The sequence below is a fragment of the Sideroxydans lithotrophicus ES-1 genome, assembly GCF_000025705.1.
In the GTDB taxonomy this organism is placed as follows: Bacteria; Pseudomonadota; Gammaproteobacteria; order Burkholderiales; family Gallionellaceae; genus Sideroxyarcus; species Sideroxyarcus lithotrophicus.
This window is the reverse complement of sequence record NC_013959.1, coordinates 1,983,745-2,001,080: the sequence shown is the minus strand read 5'-3', so window position 1 is coordinate 2,001,080 and position 17,336 is coordinate 1,983,745. Positions and strand designations below refer to the sequence as shown.

The window sequence follows — 17,336 nt, the reverse complement described above, 5'->3', positions numbered from 1 at the left end:
AGAACAGGGACAACGGCACCGGTCCTGCCGCTGAAGAGCTGCCATTCTCTGCCTCGTCCCGGTGTTTGGCAATCTGCCGTTTCCCGTACAATAGCGCCCAGCCATGATTGCCTACCTCGTCCGCCGCATCCTGTACGCAGTGCCCATCCTGATCGGGGTGAACCTGCTCACCTTCGCACTGTTCTTCGTGGTGAACACGCCGGACGACATGGCGCGCATGCAGCTTGGCATCAAGCGCGTGACGCCGGAGGCCATCGCCAAATGGGAACATCAGCATGGCTATGACAAGCCCCTGATGGTCAATGGTTCCGCGCCCGGTATCGGGAAGTTGACCGACACCATCTTCTGGCACAAGTCGGTCAGCATGTTCGTGTTCGATTTCGGCTATTCCGACGATGGACGCAATATCAGCCGCGAGATTTCCATGCGCATGTGGCCCAGCCTGGCCATCGCGCTGCCGACCTTCCTCATCGGGATGGTCGTGTATGTCAGCTTCGCTCTGATCATGACGCTGTTCCGGGCCACCGCGCTGGATACGGCGGGCGTGTCGCTGTGCGTGTTCCTGATGTCCATCTCCGGCCTGTTCTACATCATCGGCGGGCAGTTCCTGGTGAGCAAGTTGTGGCACCTGGTGCCGGTCTCCGGTTATGCCGGCGGGCTGGACAGTTTCAAGTTCGTGGTGCTGCCCATCGTCATCGGTGTGGCCGGCGGGGTTGGCTCCAGCAGCCGCTGGTACCGGACCATCTTCCTTGAGGAGATCGGCAAGGACTACGTGCGCACGGCCCGTGCCAAGGGGGTGTCCGAACTGCGCGTGCTGTTCACGCATATACTGAAGAACGCGATGATCCCCATCCTGACAGGCGTGGTGGTGGTCATTCCGCTGCTGTTCATGGGCAGCCTGTTGACCGAGTCGTTCTTCGGCATCCCCGGCTTGGGCAGCTACACGATCGACGCGATCAATTCGCAGGACTTCAGTGTGGTGCGCGCGATGGTGTTCCTCGGTTCGGTGCTGTACATCGTGGGACTGATCCTGACCGATGTCTCCTACACGATGGTCGATCCGCGGGTGAGGCTGCAATGAGTTTCATGCCGGTATTTTTGTGGAGCGACAGGCTGGTGTTCCTGCTGATCGCGGCCGGCTTCGCCAGCGCCTGGTATATACGGCGGCATGAACATCTGCTGCTGCCCTGGCGGCGCGTGGGCAGGAGCCGCATTGCGATGGTGTCGCTGGTGGTGCTGTCGTTCTTCCTGGTGGTCGGACTGCTGGATACGCTCCATTTTCGCGTTGCATTGCCGCAAACGAACGGCGGCGAAAGGGTGTATTCGCCGGAAGTGCTGAGCGTGTTCGACAAGCTGGTCGAACCGCTGCGCACGCATACCGAGAAGACCTATTCCGAGCCTTTCGCTTTGACGCTGTATGCAAAGGAGAGCGTAACGGATGAGCAGGGCAATATTCTGCGCGAATATCCGAGACTGAAATACGGGGGTGCACACCTGTCCGATATTTCAATGCGTGATGCCGACGTGGCCAAACGGGCATTGCTTGGAATGCTCTCAGGATCGCTGGTTGGCGCATTGATGGTGCTGCTGGCCAGGAGTTGGACCAGCCAACGTGCAGTGTTCGTTTCCATCTTCGTCGTGGCTGCGCTCGTCGGCGCGATCGCCAATCTCGCTGCCGTCTATCATGTGCTGGGTACAGACAAGGTCGGGCAGGATGTACTGTATCTTTCGCTGAAGAGCATCCGCACCGGGCTCATCATCGGCACAGTGACTACGCTGGTGACGCTGCCGCTGGCTTTATTCCTGGGGGTCGCCGCCGGATATTTTCGCGGCTGGGTGGATGACGTCATCCAGTATACCTACACCGTGCTGAGCTCCATTCCCAGCGTGCTGCTGATCGCGGCGGCAGTGCTGATGATGCAGGTGACGATCGATCAACACCCGGAGTGGTTTGGAACGACTGCCTCGCGTGCCGACCTGAGGCTGGTGTTCCTGTGCCTGATACTGGGTATGACGAGCTGGACCGGACTATGCCGGCTGTTGCGCGGCGAGACGCTGAAACTGCGCGAGATGGAATACATCCAGGCAGCGCAATCGTTTGGTGTTTCTTCGATGCGCATCCTGGTGCGCCACATCATGCCCAATGTGATGCATATCGTGCTGATCTCGCTGGTACTGGATTTCTCCGCACTGGTGCTGGCCGAGGCGGTGCTGTCCTATGTTGGTGTCGGCGTCGATCCCACCATGATCAGCTTCGGTACCATGATCAATGCGGCGCGGTTGGAGATGGGGCGTGAACCGGTGGTGTGGTGGGCATTGGCATCTGCTTTCGGTTTCATGCTGGTGCTGGTGCTGGCAGCGAACCTGTTTGCCGACGCCGTGCGCGATGCGTTCGATCCCAGACTGAACCGCACGGAGGGCAACCCATGACGCAACTCAGGGTCGAGAACCTCGTCGTGCGTCTGCATGGGGGAGCCAATATCGTTGATGATGTTTCGTTTGATATCGCTGCCGGGGAGACCTTTGCCCTGCTGGGCGAGTCCGGTTGCGGCAAGTCCATGACAGCACTCTCGTTGATGCGCTTGTTGCCGGACGGCGTGGTGAACGGGGGCGGTGCCGTACACATGGATGGCACCGCGCTGTTCGACTTGCCTGAGCGCGCGATGCGCGATTTTCGCGGCGGCAAGATGGCGATGATCTTTCAGGAGCCGGGATTGAGCCTGAATCCGGTGATGACAGTGGGCCAGCAGATCGCCGAGGTGTTAGCGCTGCACCGGGATTTGAAGGGTTCCGGAGCGCGAGAGCGCTGTATCGAGTTGCTCGATCAGGTCGGCATTCCGGATGCGGCGCGACGGCTGGATGAATATCCGTTCCAGCTTTCGGGCGGCATGAAGCAGCGCGTGATGATCGCAATGGCTCTGGCGGGAAGTCCCCAACTGCTTGTCGCCGACGAACCTACCACTGCGCTGGATGTGACGATACAGGCCCAGGTGCTGCAACTGCTGCGCGAAACGCAATCTCGAACGGGCATGGCGATGCTGCTCATCACGCATGATCTCGGAGTGGTGGCTGAGAATGCGCATCGAGTCGGTGTGATGTATGCCGGGCAAATCGTGGAGCAGGCTACACGCACGCAGTTGTTCGCCCAGCCGTTGCATCCCTATACGCAGAAATTGTTTGCTGCTTTGCCGAGTGCGGCACATGCCGGACGAGCTTTAAACGCCATTCCAGGCAACGTGCCGGCTTTGGGCAGCATCAAGCAGGGATGCCGTTTCGCTGCGCGTTGTGACCGGGCCTGGTCCATGTGTCGAGAGCAGACACCTGGCTGGACCTTGGTCGAAGGGCAGGGTGTGAGGTGTCATCTGTACGGCAGGGATGGAATAGAGCAAAGGGCACTGAAAGATCGGAAAGGCGGAGAGGATAGGCATGCGACCGGAGTCGTCCCAGTGCCTAATTCTCATCCTGGCCCCCTGTTGCAGGTTGAAGGACTGCAAGTTCATTTCCCCATCCGCAAAGGCATTTTGCAGCGCGTGGTCGGGCAGGTGAAGGCGGTTGACGGCGTATCACTCACAATACCGCAACAGCATACTTTGGCGCTGGTGGGGGAATCCGGATGCGGCAAGACTACGTTGGGCAAAGCGTTGCTGCAACTTATCGCACCTACACAAGGCAGCATCCGGTTCGATGGTCGCGAGTTGATCGGTTCGAGCGCATATCGTGCTGCGATGCAGATGGTGTTTCAGGATCCCTATGCTTCGCTCGATCCAAAGATGCGGGTGGCGGAGATACTCGAGGAGGGCATGAGCGCGCTGAACATTGGCGGCGGTAGCAGCGAACGGCAGGCGCATATCGACGGCTTGCTGGACAAGTGCGGCCTGTCCCGGGACAGCAAATGGCGCTATCCGCACGAGTTTTCCGGCGGGCAACGGCAGCGCATCGCCATAGCACGCGCTTTGGCAGTGTCTCCCCAACTGTTGGTCTGCGACGAGCCTACCAGCGCACTGGATGTATCGGTGCAGGCGCAGATATTGAATCTGCTCAAATCACTACAACAGGAGTTGGGGCTGAGCTATCTTTTCATTACGCATAATCTAGCCGTGGTGGAGTATCTCGCCCAGGAAGTTTGTGTGATGTATCTGGGGCGCATCGTCGAGCGCGGTACGACAGAAGAGGTCATTCGCTCCCCCAAACATCCCTATACGCAGGCTTTGCTTTCTGCCGTGCCGCGTATGGATGACAGCGGCAGAAAGTACGTCAGGCTTGAGGGAGATATGCCTTCATCCGCTAATCCACCGCAGGGCTGCCATTTCGCACCGCGTTGCCCGCAGGCAATGAGTGCCTGCATGATCTATCCCGAAGCTCGCCGATGTTCGAATACGCATAGTTTGAGTTGCCATCTGTATCCCGATCCGACGTGACACCGGTTGACGTACCCGATTAATAGGACTAAAAAGAACCAAGGATGACGCAGAATCCAGATCTGCGGTGTGTCGGCTGTAACTCTTTGTAATCTTTCTTAAAAGGAGAGAATCATGAGCGCGAGATCAGTGAGTGCAGGAAATGGCATCAGCAACGAAAAACTCATGCATGACATGCGTGCAGTGGTAACTGATGCCGAGGAACTTTTGCGAGCGACCGCTGGGCAGGCAGGTGAAAAGGTGGCGGCAGCACGTGAGCGTATCCAGGCAAATATCGCTGTAGCCAAGGATAAGCTTATCGACGCAGAACATGCGATGGCCGAGAAAACCAAGCAGGCGGCCAAAGCAACCGACGAATATGTGCATGAGAATCCATGGAAAGCTGTGGGAATCGCAGCTGGTGTTGGTCTGGTTGTAGGGATGCTCATCTCGCGCGGACGTTGAAATGCCGGAGGCTCCCGGTTTGCTGGGATCGATCAAGAGGTTGCTGGCTACCCTGAGCGAGGTGGCGGCGACACGGCTTGAGCTGTTGTCGAACGAGTGGCAGGAGGAGCGTTTGCGATTGCTGCAATTGCTTCTGTTTGCATTGTTTGCCGTATTCAGTTTATGCATGGCTGTGCTGCTGCTGGTTTTCTTTCTGGTCGTGTTGTTCTGGGATGAGCATCGCCTGACGGTACTTGCTGTCTTGAGTGTCGGTTTTTTTATAACCGGGGGCGTGCTGATCCTCATGCTGCAAAGCAAATTACGCAGCGGATCGAAATTGTTCTCTGCCAGTTTGGCCGAGTTGCAAAAGGACAGGGAAGTGCTGGGGGATCATCATGAATGACCGCATGCTCGCATTGAGACTGCGCCGCGGTGAGTTGGTGGCCAGAATCGATGTGCAGCGGGGGCAACTGACCGAGATTGCTTCAACTTGGGAAGGAAGGCTGGCTGCAGCCGATCGGGGGATTGCGATAGTGCGTTTTTTCCGCGCTCATCCTCTGTTGCTTGCAGGCTTGTCTGCATTGATCGTAGTGCGCAGGCGAGGTGTTGCCGGACTGATCAGAAGTGCGTTATTGGTGTGGAAAGGCTATCGCCTTTTTACTGGCTACCGGCAAAAGCTGTAAGTCAGTGATGCGCGGCCTGCTTCTTCCCTACTCGATCCGCGCAACTTGCGAAGTCAGTCTGACGCCAAAGCCGGATGTCTTGTGTAGGCGAACTTCATGTTGCTCGCACTGCTGGCGGAGTTGCGTTTCCTTGATTTCACCTTGACCGCAACCAGGTGACGCTTGCGGTAGGCTCGATGATGGTCGGCAAGCACGATGTTGAAGTGTTGTCCGACACGAAGATGAGTGCTGCCACGATTCGACTCTCGCAATTGAGCCTGGCTCACATGGAAACGGCGCGCGATGGTGGAGATCGTATCACCCCTGCGAACGGTGTAACGGACGGCCCCATACATTTCGGCGATAGCAGACGGCTGCATGTTGAATGCTGCAAATTGGGCGGAAGGCTCGTCATCCCCGATGGGAACCAGCAGGGTCTGTCCGTTGCTTTCTTGTGCATATTTGGACAAACCGTTGGCCGAACGCAACTCGGCCAGGGTCAGGCCAAAATGTTCAGCGATGTGCTGGAAGCTCTCACCTTTCTTGCTTTCATAGGGCTGCCACGAGACCAGGCGCTGATTGGTCTTGGCCAAATTGGTGCGGAAGGTCTCGACCTTGTCCACGGGGAGCAACAGCACGTTATTGTTATTGTCAGGCTCCTGCAAAATAACCGGTCGGCTGTGGCCGGGATTGAGTGCCATGAACTCATCCATCGAGATACCTGCCAGTTCGGCAGCGACCTTGACATCGATGTGTTTGGTGGTGGCGACGGTGGCGAAATAGGGTTCATCCGGAATCTTGCTGAGTACCAGCCCATAATGCGCCGGGTCGTTCACGATGTTCTTGATGGCAAGAAGCTTGGGAACATAGTTGCGCGTCTCGCGAGGCATCCTGAGGTGGGCGTAATCGGTCGGTTTGTGGTGCCTGCGGTTGTAGGCTTGCGCCCGAATTACGCCGTTCTCTCCCCAATTGTAGGCGGCCAAGGCGAGTTCCCAGTCGCCAAATTGATCATGCAGCTTTTGCAGATAATCCAGCGCGCCATTGGTTGCGCCGATGATGTCGCGTCGTTCATCGTGCCACCAGTTCTGCTCCATGCCGAAGTGTTTGCCTGTAGACGGGATGAATTGCCAGATGCCGGCAGCACTCGCGATTGAATTGGCAGTCGGATTGAATGCGCTCTCGATGATCGGCAACAGCGCTATTTCGGACGGCATGCCGCGGCGGTCCACTTCTTCCATGATATAGAACAGGTAGCGCTGTGCACGTTCGCTCATGCGCAAGACATAGTCCGGATGGCTGGCGTACCACTTTTCATGTCGCTTGATCAGCGGGCTTTTCAGGTCTTTCATGGCGAAGCCGCTGCGGATGCGTTCCCACAGGTCACCTGAAGGGGATTCGGGCGCGACGATCATCGCCTCGCGTATGGGAGCTGGTGACTGCGTCTCTGGGTCATTAATAGGTTGGGTAGCATTCGCCTGAGGCGTAGCAGTCTGAGGCGTAGCAGCCTGAGGCGTAGCAGCCTGAGGCGTAGCAGCCTGAGGCGTAGCAGCCTGAGGCGTAGCAGCCTGAGGCGTAGCAGCCTGAGGCGTAGCAGCCTGAGGCGTAGCAGCCTGAGGCGTAGCAGCCTGAGGCAAAGTCTGGATTGCGGTCTGCACAGACAGATCTGGGCTATTCATCGCGACAGCCGTATCTGCCTGAGATGCCATGACAACGGTACAGCCGAGCACGGCGGTTATGATCAGCAGAAGCGGTTTTTTGAAAGGCACTATGCGGCACCAGATGGTTGAAAGCTGCCGCGATGGTAGCGGAGGAGGTTGGATGAGTCAATACAATTAAGGGGTTGCGTAATGACACTGCAGAACTGTATTAAGCAATTTTCCAGCATCCGAGCGTCCGTATTATATTTTTCCAAGGATGGTTGGATCTGGATGCTGGCCATAGCAAACAACATGGCGCCGAAGCGCCATGTTTAGCTTGCCCCGAAATTCATCCCTGATTACTTGATGACTTCCTTCAGTTGCTCAAGGATGGCGGGATTTTCCAGAGTCGAAACATCCTGGGTGATCTCTTCGCCTTTGGCGACGGCACGCAGCAACCGGCGCATGATCTTGCCTGACCGTGTCTTGGGCAGATTTTCGCCGAAACGGATCTCGTCAGGCTTGGCGATCGGGCCGATCTCCTTGCCGACCCAGTTGCGCAGTTCTTCTGCCAGTTTTTTTGCGGCAGCAGCATCGGCCGGGCGCGAACCCTTCAAGACCACGAAAGCGACCACTGCTTCGCCTTTGATCTCGTGCGGCTTGCCGACCACGGCAGCTTCCGCAACCAGCGGGTTGGAGACCAGGGCAGACTCGATTTCCATGGTGCCCAGACGGTGGCCGGAGACGTTCAGCACGTCGTCGATACGTCCCATGATCCAGAAGTAGCCGTCTTCATCGCGGTGGGCAGAATCTCCCGCGAGGTAGGCGCCATGCATCTCTTCCGGGAAGTAGCCTTTCTTGTAGCGTTCCGGATCGCCCCAGATGGTGCGGATCTGCGACGGGAAAGGCTTTTTGATGACGAGGAAACCGCCATGCTGGTCATGGACTTCATCGCCTGCTTCATTGACGATGGTGGCCATGATGCCGGGCAGCGGCAGGGTACAGGTGCCGGGTTTGATCGGCATTGCACCGGGCAGCGGGGCGATCATGTGGCAGCCGGTCTCGGTTTGCCACCAGGTATCGACGATAGGGCAGCGCGATTGGCCAACAACGGTGTAGTACCACATCCAAGCTTCCGGATTGATCGGTTCGCCGACTGTGCCGAGCAGTCGCAAGGATGACAGGTCGTATTGTTTCGGCAAATCTCCACCCAGTTTGATCAGAGAGCGAATGGCGGTGGGCGCGGTGTAGAAGGTCGTGACCTTGTGATCCTGGATCATTTTCCAGAAGCGACCGGCATCGGGATAGGTCGGCACGCCTTCAAAGATGACCTGTGTCGCACCCATGGCCAAAGGGCCATAAGCAACGTAGCTGTGACCGGTGATCCAGCCCACGTCGGCAGTGCACCAGAAGATGTCTGAAGGCTTGTAATCGAATACCCATTGCAATGAAACCATGGTACCCAGCAGGTAACCAGCGGTGGAGTGTTGCACGCCCTTGGGTTTGCCGGTTGAGCCGGAGGTGTACAGGATGAACAGCGGATGTTCGGCCCCCACCCATTCAGGTTCGCAGGCCGAGGGTTGCGAATTGAACAGGTCGTGCCACCACACATTGGTGTTGTCGTCCCATTGCACTTCACCGCCGGTGCGGCGATAGACGATGACGGTGTGCACCGCTTTGCATCCGCCCAGGCTGAGCGCTTCATCCACTGCGGGTTTCAGTGCCATGGCCTTGCCGCCGCGAAACTGGCCGTCGGCCGTGATGACTGCCACTGCCTGTGCGTCGGTGATGCGTTCATGCAAGCTCTTGGATGAAAAACCGCCGAATACGACCGAGTGGATCGCGCCGATACGGGCACAGGCCTGCATGGCGACGACCGCCTCCACACTCATGGGCATGTAAACGATCACCCGGTCGCCCTTTTTGATGCCGCGCGATTTCAGGCCATTGGCGAACTGGCAGACGCGGCCATGCAACTCGCGGTAGCTGACCTTGGTGACCTTGCCGTCGTCGGCTTCGAATATGATGGCGTTCTTTTCCGGTTGTGTCGCCAGATGCCGATCCAGGCAATTGTATGAAACGTTCAATTCGCCGTCTTCGAACCATTTGTAAAAAGGGGCCTTGCTCTCGTCCAGTGTCCTGGTGAAAGGTTTGTGCCAGAGGATGGTTTCGCGTGCCAGATTTGCCCAGAACCCTGCATAGTCTTTTGCTGCCGCATCGCACATCGCGCGATAACTGGCCATGCCGGATACATTGGCTTGTTTGACGAAATCGTCTGTAGGGTTGAACACGCGTGTTTCGTGCAGGACGGACTGGATATTGGACATCGTTAACTCCCCAAGTAGTGATTGATTGCTAAAAACCAGCGATCTGTTTCAAATCGAAGCCCCATTGGGCTGGGTCTTCGGCGCTGGCGATGCTTTCCCGGGATCTGCTCAAGTCTATCATTTCCGGCATGATCGGCTCATTGGACTTGGTCGAGAAGAAGGCTTTGACGATAGGCATCAGCAGGCTTTTTTCAGTTTGCTCGATGACTATAGCCAATCTTCCTGACTTGAGTCTTACTAAGGTGCCGGAGGGGTAGATACCGATGGTTTTGACGAAGGCCTGGAACACTCTTTCGTCGAAGTGACCGTTTCGCCATTCCGCCATCTTGCGGATCGTTTCGGCGGGTTCCCAGCCATTCTTGTAGCAACGGTTGGAGGTGAGTGCGTCATATACGTCGCATACGGCACCCATACGGGCGAACAGGGTGAGCAGGTCGCCGGAGATTCGCTCCGGATAGCCCGTGCCGTCAACGCGCTCATGGTGGTGCAGGCAGACATCCAGCGCAACGTCGTTCGCGCCTTCGGCGACGTTCAGTATTTCCCAGCCCCTGCGCGGGTGTGTTTTGATGATTTCAAATTCTTCGTCGGTCAGCTTGCCGGGCTTGTTGAGCACTTCGTTCGGGATCAACGCCTTGCCGACATCGTGCATGAGTCCGGCGATGCCGGCATCCTTCAGGTCGCGTCCGTCGAGTCCCAGTTGCTTGCCCAGTGCGATCATCAGGCCGCAAACGGCGACCGAGTGCATATAGGTATAGTCGTCGACATTCTTGAGCCGTGCCAGGTTGAGGAAGGCTTCCGGATTGCGTGCGATGGAGTTGCTGATCTCATCCACCAGTGGTTCGGCTTCGCTGACGCTGATGGCTTTGCCCATGCGTGCTTCATTGAACATGGAGGTGACGGCTGCCTTGCCTTTGGACAGTATGGCGCGTGCGCGCTGGACCTCGTTCTGGACCGGGACGCGTTGCACCACTCTGTTTTCAGTGGCGACTTTCTTGAGTTCGGCCTCGACCTTTTTCTGCTCTTCTTCCCTGGAGGGGGAGAGCACTTCGCCTTCCACATCCAGGCCCTTTTCGGTATCGATCCATACCTCCTGTATGCCGCAGGTTTTCAGGGTTTTCAGGTCCTCATCGGTCGAGAGCAGAAAAGCCTTTTTCCAGAACGGATGCTCCATCCAACTGCCGCATATCTCATTGATGAACATGCCGGAACGAACGGAGCGTACATGTATCTTCTTCAGCATCGCAGATCGGGGAATTATAGGTAAGTTATGGCTGGGAATTGTAACCCAGCAAAACGGGGATTCAACCGAATCGTAGTTTAAGCAGCAGAACCGTTCCGGCCAATAGCAAGGTGATACCGTTCGCAATGATGATGGGCCAGGCATCGAGCAGGATGCCATATGCCAGCCAGAGTGCCACTCCCAAGGTGAAGAATGCATACATGAGCAGCGAGATGTCCTGCGTGTGTCTGCTGCGCAACACACGCCATACTTGCGGAATGAACGAGCAGGTGGTGAGCGTGGCCGCGATACTGCCTATCCATTCTTGGGCGGACATCAGTGCGCTCCGGCGTGGTCGGTATCCGATTTCCAGAGTTGATGGGCATCGAGCTGCAGCCGATAGCGCGCTTCATTGGCGTCCAGACGCATCAGGTTTTCGGAAAGCGTGGATTCGAGCGCCAGCCGGCGAGCGGTGAGTGTCTCGGACAGGCTGCTCTCGCCCAGGCTGTAGGCACGCGCTACCAGGTCTGCGTTCTGACGGATGCTGGCAGCGGCCTCACTGGCCTGCTGCCAGATCTGGTAACTGTTGATCGCCTGCGTGTAGGCAGCGTAGATATCGCCCTCAAGCCGGCGCCGCACGGCATTCTCGCGGTCGCCGGCGATCTGGGCCTGATATTCGGCATTCTCTGCATTGGCACTTCGCAAGCCGAATGAAATAGGGATGGAAAGAATGACTCCCGTTACTCTTTCGTTACCCCCCATTTCGTTCGAATAGCGTATGCCGAGAGTGGGATCCGGTATGCGGTCGGCGCGACTGCGTTGTGCCAGCATTTGCTGGATGCGGCGTTCCGAACGCACCATTTCCAGTTCATGGTTGTCTCCGATTATGGTTTGCTTCCAATATTCGAGATTCTCCGGGATGGGTTGCGGTACCGATGTAGATAGCTGAACCGGCAACGTGATCGACGGGAATTGCCGTGCCAATTCGTTGCCAGCCAGTTCGGCGCGCATCTTGGCTTGTTGCAACGATACGGTCGCTTGGGCAACGGCGGCATTGGCCTGGCTAAGTTCCATGCGCGGGGCATCTCCTGCCTTCAGGCGCTTGTCCGTAGTCAACGCCTGCTGTGTGAGGTTTTCTACTTGTTGCTGCCACTGTGTCACCTGCATCTCTTCCCGTTGCCAGTTGAACCACAGGTGTAGCAGCGTGCGTCCAGCTTCATGGCGCGCATCTCCCAGGGCAAAATTTGCACGTGCCACGACTTCTTCGCCTATATCGCTATCGATGAATACCTTGTTGATGAGACGCAGCGGGCGTTCCAGAGTGACATCCCATTCTTTGAGCTTCTGGCCCGTGTTGGCGATCTGGCGTTGCGAAGAGCCGGCACGTAGATTGAATTCGTAATTGCCGCTATCCCATTTGCGCTGATTGACTTCTTCGATCCTGACCCCGGTTTCGGCGTTCATCACGTTGATGTGGCTGCTCAAAGCTGTATCCACCTGGCCATGCGGAGGCAGGTCGGGGTAGTCGGTCTCTGCGGCATATGTCGTGACGGCATAGAGGGAGAGTGCCAAGGCGATGATGTGTAATTTACTCATTCCATCCTTCCGAATTCAATAACGGGCGTGATCCAGTAGGCGATTTCCGGATTGCATTCTTCATGTTTGAGGTGATTGACTAGCGCGCGCGCATCTTCCAGGTTCATGACGGCCTGGATCGACACGCGCTGCGAACGCCCGCGCACCTGTTCGATCATGCTGGGCAGTATTTCTTTTTGACTGCCCCCTTCGGCCTTGAACATGATGAAGCCGTGTACCCACTCCGGGTGTTCCAGCAGGTGACCGACCAGTCTTTCTTCCAGCGAGCGGTGGCAGGCTATCGTCAGGCAGCAATTCATTTCTTTCATAGTGCTTTCCTCTGCGGCTCAAGGCCGAAGCGACGGTACAGTATCGGCAGCATAAACAGGGTCAGGGTGGTGGAGCTAATCAGCCCCCCCATCACGACGATGGCCAGTGGTTTCTGGATCTCGGAGCCTGGTCCATGTGCGAACAATACCGGCAGCAAACTGTAGGCGGTGATGTTGGCAGTCATCAGCACTGGACGCAACCGCCGCTTAGCCCCTTCCATGATGACCTGGGTGATGTCCATGCCTTCGGCGTGCAACTGATTGAAGTAGGACACCATCACTACGCCATTCAACACTGCGATACCGAGCAATGCGATGAATCCGACCGATGCCGGAACGGACATGTATTCGCCGCTGACCCACAGGGCAAAAACACCGCCCATGAGTGCGAACGGGATGTTGGTGAGTACCAGTACCGATTGTCGTACCGAGCCGAAGGTGGCGAACAGCAGCATGAAGATCAAGCCCAGCGCAACCGGGATGACGATGGCCAGACGTGCTGCTGCGCGCTGCTGGTTCTCGAATTGCCCGCCCCAGGTGATGCTGTAGCCTTCGGGCATCTTGATTTGCGCTGCGATGGCGGCTTTGGCTTCATCCACGAAGCCGACCAGATCGCGGTCGCGAACGTTGGTCTGGATCACCACCATGCGTTTTCCGTTCTCCCTGTTCACGTTCACGGGGCCGTCGGCGCGTTCGAGTCTGGCAACCACGGATAGCGGTACGCTTTGTCCGTTGGTGAGCGGCAATGTGAGCGCTGAGAACAATGCAGGAGATTGTTGTACTTCGGAATCGCCACGTACCAGCAGTGGCGTACGCCGACCTTCTTCGACCACCATGCCGAGTTGGCGGCCTTCCACCTGTGTTCGCAGCGTATTGCTGATGTCGTCCACGCTCAAGCCCAATCGTCCGGCAGCAAGACGGTCGATGATCACGCGATAATACTGAACGCCGTTATTCTTGACCGTGTAGGCATCTTCGCTGCCCTTGATACCTCCGACCACTTTTACGATCTGCTCTGCGAGTTCGTTGAGCTTGTTGATGTTGGTGCCGAAGACCTTGATTGCTACATCGCCACGGGTGCCGGTGAGCATTTCCGAAACGCGCATGGCGATGGGCTGGGTGAAACTGTATTCCAGTCCCGGAAAGTCGCCCATCACTTTGCGGATGTCGTCTATGATCGCGTTCTTGTCCGGCGTTCGCCATTCTGCTTGGGGCTTGAGTACGAGGAAGTTGTCTGTTTCGTTCAAACCCATCGGGTCGAGACCCAGTTCATCCGCCCCGGTGCGCGAGACGATGCTTTTCACTTCTGGTACGGCTTTGAGGATTGCCGCCTGCACACGTTCGTCTATGTTGGCCGATTGCGCCAGATTGATGGAGGGCAGTTTTGTGGTCTGCATGATGATGTCCCCTTCATCCATCTCCGGCATAAAGGTCTTGCCGATGAAGGTGTAGACGACACCGGTCAACAACAGCGATACGACGGCTGCGATGAGTATGGTTCGTTCCCGGCGCAGGGCCAGGTTGAGCAGGGGGGTATAGACCTGCAGCGACTTTCGCACCAGCCAGGGATCTTCGTGGCTGGCACTCTTGATCAGGAAAGATGCCAGCATCGGGATGACGGTGAGCGACAGCAGCAGCGAAGCGGTCAGTGCGAACACGATGGTCAGTGCCACCGGGATGAACAGCTTGCCTTCCAGCCCCTGCAGTGTCATCAGCGGCAGGAACACGATGATGATGATGGCGACCCCTGCTGCGACCGGGGGGATGACTTCTTTCACTGCACTGTAAATTACATGCAGATGCGGGATATGCTGTCGTTTCCTGCCGAGATGGCTGATGATGTTTTCCACCACGACCACCGCCGCATCCACCAGCATACCAATGGCGATGGCAAGCCCCCCCAGCGACATCAGGTTGGCGGACATGCCGAACTGCTGCATCAAGATGAAGGTGATCAGTACCGCCAGGGGGAGCGTCAACGCCACCACCAGTGCGGCGCGGAAGTTGCCGAGGAACAGCACCAGCAGGATGACCACCAGTACGATGGCCTCAGTCAGTGCTTTGGAAACCGTGCCGATGGCGCGTTGCACCAGGCTGCCGCGATCGTAAAACACTCTGGTGGTCACGCCCTGAGGCAGAGAAGGAGCAAGCTCTGCGAGCTTGGCTCGTACTCCTTCCACCACCTTTTGTGCATTTGCACCGCGCAATCCGAGCACCAATCCTTCTACCGCTTCGCTTTTGCCGTCTTGGGTCACTACGCCATAACGCGTCAGGCTGCCGATGCGAACCTGGGCGATGTCGCTGACGCGGATCGGATTATTGCCCGGGCTGGCAATGACGATGTTGCGCACGTCCTGGAGATTCTTGATGCTGCCCTCGGCGCGCACCAGCAATGCTTCATCCCCGTCGCTCAATCGACCGGCACCGTCATTGCGGTTATTCGCTTCCAATGCCTGCTGCAACTGGAGCATGGAGAGTCCGCGTGCGGCGAGCGCAGTGTGATCCGGCACGACTTCAAAGCTGCGTGCCAGGCCGCCCAGTGAGTTGACGTCTGCCACGCCGGGCAAGGTACGCAAGGCCGGGCGTATGGTCCAATCCAGGATCGTGCGGCGTTGCTCGAGCGAAATTCCTTCCCCTTCTACTGTGAACATGAACATTTCGCCCAGTGGAGTGGTGATAGGCGCAAGTCCTCCACTCGCGCCACCGGGCAGGTCGCGCAACGCGTTGTTCAATCTTTCAGCAACCTGCTGGCGTGCCCAGTAGATGTCGGTACCATCGTTGAAATCGATGGTGATGTCGGCAATGGCGTATTTGGAGATCGATCGCAACATGCGCTGATTGGGAATTCCCAGCATCTCAAGCTCGATGGGGGCTACGATGCGTGCCTCGACTTCTTCCGGCGTCATGCCGGGCGCTTTCATGATGATCTTCACCTGGGTGGAAGAGACATCGGGAAACGCATCGATAGGCAGGTCGCGGAATGAAACGATGCCCGCGCCGATGATCAGCAGGGTGAGTACGGCAACCAGCATGCGCTGGGTCAGCGCAAATTCGACAAGTTTGGGCAGCATCATTCTCCCCCGATGCCCATCAGGCTGGCTTTAAGAGCGGAGACACCTTTTACAGCTATCTTCTCGTTCCCTTTGAGTTTGCTGGTGATCACGCTGTTGTCGGCACCCTCGTGCAACACAGTCACCTCCTCGCTGCGATAGCCTTTGGGGGTCTCGATGAATATCATCACTTTGCTGCCGATGCGTGCCAAAGCGCTATTGGGGATATTCCAATGGTCCAGTGCCGTACCCGAAGTACTTATCGTGGCTTCTACGAACTGGCCTGGGCGCAAGTTGCTGGCGCCATCCTGAATCATTGCGCGCAAAAGGATCGTTTGGTTGCCGCCGCTAAGGCTGCGGCCGATAGCGGTGAGCTTTCCTTTTGCATTATGTGCCGGAACGGCCACGCTGGCCCCGACTTTCAGTTCTTGCGTGCTGGCTAGTGGAGCCTGAATTTCCAATGCCAGAGGTTCCAGTCTTGCCACTTTGAACAGCGGGATGGCGGCGTCCAGACGTTGTCCCGCACTGACTGTCTTTTCCAGCACGATGCCGTCGATGGGGGATTTGAGGGTAAGTTGGCTGCTCAATACGTTGTCTGATTGCAATCGTGCGATATCGGTATCGGACATGCCGGATAATCTGAGCATCTGCTTGCGTTCTGCAAGAGCGGCGTTGGTTTCGCGGTATTGGCTTTGTGTTGCACGATAGCGGCTTTCTGAAATGATCCCGTCCTTCCAGAGTTGCTCGTCTCGAGCCAGATTCTCTTTGGAGAGTTGCGCTTGGGTTGATGATTGCAGCAAACCGCGCTGAGCTTCCGCCAATGCCGGACTTTGCAAGGTGGCCAAGGGTTGCCCTTTCTTTACTGCATCTCCGACCCCTACCAAAGTTTGTTCGACCATGGCGGAGAGCGGAGTACTGATCGTGAACAATTGGTTGCCGGGGATGACGACCTGAGCAGGCATGCCTGCGAGTTCTCCTTGTTGCTTGGAGGGGAGCGGGGCGGTGACGATACCTAACGTCTTCGATTGATTTGCACTCAGTGTCAGCTCTTCAGCCTGGGATGCTGTTGTCAGTACAAGGCCTAGTAAAAACAAATGAAATTTTTGCATTGATACTTCCTCCGGAATGGTGGGGCCATTCGACTTAATTTATTTTGCCAGCGGAATCTTAACTGTTCCTTAACGATTGCTTTGCGCTTCCTTGACGCAACCTTACAGAATTTGAAGGCGCAGGTCGAGGGGGCGGGGTTTAGCTAAATTGAGGCGGAGCTTGTGTTGGCGGTTTTCGGTAGGCGCAAGTACTGATGTGTTGCGAGTCGTGTGAGTATGGTGTGACTTTCGCTTGTTGTGGTGGTGACGGATGCGAAAGTGTGAAGGCGATATCGAGAATGGCTATGGTGTTATCGCGCTGAATCTCATGCGGTATGCTGATCGCAGCCGATTCATATGATTCGACATGGCTACGTGAAAGTTCTTGTGCTGAAATATGGTACTGATAGTGTGGTATGCCATGAGCATGAAATGTTGCGCTACTCTGGATTCCATCCACATGGGCATGCACGAGCGGAGCAACACACTGAATCAGTGTGAACAACAGCAGGGCGAGGATGTGGAGGAGTTTCTTCATATGCATCTTGAAATTCTAACATAGTCGACTTTTCTCATAGGACATGGGGGCTGAGTGATTGGTGCTGGAT

Annotated in this window: 16 protein-coding genes and 1 pseudogene; 8 read left to right on the top strand and 9 right to left on the bottom strand. The window is 56.7% G+C overall.

The window, feature by feature from the left end:
• Positions 1-103 precede the first annotated feature (103 nt).
• The 6 genes from SLIT_RS09910 (at position 104) to SLIT_RS09885 (ending at position 5,524) form a co-directional block, all read left to right on the top strand.
• Positions 104-1,081, top strand: coding sequence for an ABC transporter permease (locus SLIT_RS09910; protein ID WP_013030110.1), 978 nt, complete (start codon positions 104-106; stop codon positions 1,079-1,081).
• On the top strand, positions 1,078-2,430 hold the full coding sequence (locus SLIT_RS09905; protein ID WP_013030109.1) for an ABC transporter permease: 1,353 nt from the start codon (positions 1,078-1,080) through the stop codon (positions 2,428-2,430). Before SLIT_RS09910 ends, SLIT_RS09905 begins: the two co-directional genes overlap by 4 nt.
• Complete coding sequence (locus SLIT_RS09900; RefSeq protein ID WP_013030108.1) at positions 2,427-4,418, top strand: ABC transporter ATP-binding protein; 1,992 nt, start codon at positions 2,427-2,429, stop codon at positions 4,416-4,418. The genes SLIT_RS09905 and SLIT_RS09900 overlap by 4 nt, the downstream gene beginning before the upstream one ends.
• A 114-nt stretch (positions 4,419-4,532) precedes the next feature.
• Complete coding sequence (locus SLIT_RS09895; RefSeq protein ID WP_013030107.1) at positions 4,533-4,862, top strand: ElaB/YgaM/YqjD family protein; 330 nt, start codon at positions 4,533-4,535, stop codon at positions 4,860-4,862.
• Position 4,863: 1 nt separating this feature from the next.
• Positions 4,864-5,244: a phage holin family protein gene (locus SLIT_RS09890; protein WP_013030106.1), complete on the top strand. Its 381-nt coding sequence runs from the start codon at positions 4,864-4,866 to the stop codon at positions 5,242-5,244.
• The gene (locus SLIT_RS09885) at positions 5,237-5,524 is read left to right on the top strand and encodes a YqjK-like family protein (RefSeq protein WP_013030105.1); all 288 of its coding nucleotides are present in this window, start codon (positions 5,237-5,239) and stop codon (positions 5,522-5,524) included. Before SLIT_RS09890 ends, SLIT_RS09885 begins: the two co-directional genes overlap by 8 nt.
• A gap of 53 nt (positions 5,525-5,577) precedes the next feature.
• Here the strand turns inward: SLIT_RS09885 and SLIT_RS09880 are convergent, their stop codons facing one another.
• Positions 5,578-6,741, bottom strand: a complete 1,164-nt coding sequence (locus SLIT_RS09880; protein WP_502525951.1) for a lytic transglycosylase — start codon at positions 6,739-6,741, stop codon at positions 5,578-5,580.
• A 222-nt stretch (positions 6,742-6,963) separates the two neighbouring features.
• On the opposite strand from SLIT_RS09880, the pseudogene SLIT_RS16440 reads away from it, so the two are divergent.
• Positions 6,964-7,029: pseudogene (locus SLIT_RS16440) on the top strand (hypothetical protein); the annotation flags it as partial.
• A gap of 9 nt (positions 7,030-7,038) precedes the next feature.
• Positions 7,039-7,290, top strand: a complete 252-nt coding sequence (locus SLIT_RS16395) for a pentapeptide repeat-containing protein (protein ID WP_502525950.1) — start codon at positions 7,039-7,041, stop codon at positions 7,288-7,290.
• 209 nt (positions 7,291-7,499) lie between these two features.
• Here the strand turns inward: SLIT_RS16395 and acs are convergent, their stop codons facing one another.
• The 8 genes from acs to SLIT_RS15980 all read right to left on the bottom strand — a co-directional run bounded on the left by acs (position 7,500) and on the right by SLIT_RS15980 (position 17,266).
• On the bottom strand, positions 7,500-9,467 hold the full coding sequence (acs, locus tag SLIT_RS09875; protein ID WP_013030103.1) for an acetate--CoA ligase: 1,968 nt from the start codon (positions 9,465-9,467) through the stop codon (positions 7,500-7,502).
• 28 nt (positions 9,468-9,495) lie between these two features.
• Positions 9,496-10,707, bottom strand: coding sequence for an HD-GYP domain-containing protein (locus SLIT_RS09870; protein ID WP_013030102.1), 1,212 nt, complete (start codon positions 10,705-10,707; stop codon positions 9,496-9,498).
• Positions 10,708-10,768: 61 nt separating this feature from the next.
• A complete protein-coding gene (locus SLIT_RS09865) occupies positions 10,769-11,023 on the bottom strand; it encodes a SemiSWEET transporter (RefSeq protein ID WP_013030101.1) in 255 nt (84 codons plus the stop codon).
• Positions 11,023-12,282, bottom strand: coding sequence for a TolC family protein (locus SLIT_RS09860; protein WP_013030100.1), 1,260 nt, complete (start codon positions 12,280-12,282; stop codon positions 11,023-11,025). The genes SLIT_RS09865 and SLIT_RS09860 overlap by 1 nt, the downstream gene beginning before the upstream one ends.
• Positions 12,279-12,590 (bottom strand): DUF3240 family protein, encoded by a 312-nt coding sequence (locus SLIT_RS09855; protein WP_013030099.1) that lies wholly within the window; start codon positions 12,588-12,590, stop codon positions 12,279-12,281. The genes SLIT_RS09860 and SLIT_RS09855 overlap by 4 nt, the downstream gene beginning before the upstream one ends.
• Entirely contained in the window at positions 12,587-15,661 is a 3,075-nt protein-coding gene (locus tag SLIT_RS09850) for an efflux RND transporter permease subunit (protein ID WP_013030098.1), read from the bottom strand. The genes SLIT_RS09855 and SLIT_RS09850 overlap by 4 nt, the downstream gene beginning before the upstream one ends.
• Positions 15,661-16,749 carry an efflux RND transporter periplasmic adaptor subunit gene (locus SLIT_RS09845; protein WP_013030097.1) on the bottom strand — a complete coding sequence of 363 codons (1,089 nt, stop codon included), beginning with the start codon at positions 16,747-16,749 and terminating at the stop codon, positions 15,661-15,663. Before SLIT_RS09845 ends, SLIT_RS09850 begins: the two co-directional genes overlap by 1 nt.
• Positions 16,750-16,888: 139 nt before the next feature.
• On the bottom strand, positions 16,889-17,266 hold the full coding sequence (locus SLIT_RS15980; protein WP_150102993.1) for a hypothetical protein: 378 nt from the start codon (positions 17,264-17,266) through the stop codon (positions 16,889-16,891).
• Positions 17,267-17,336: the final 70 nt, after the last annotated feature.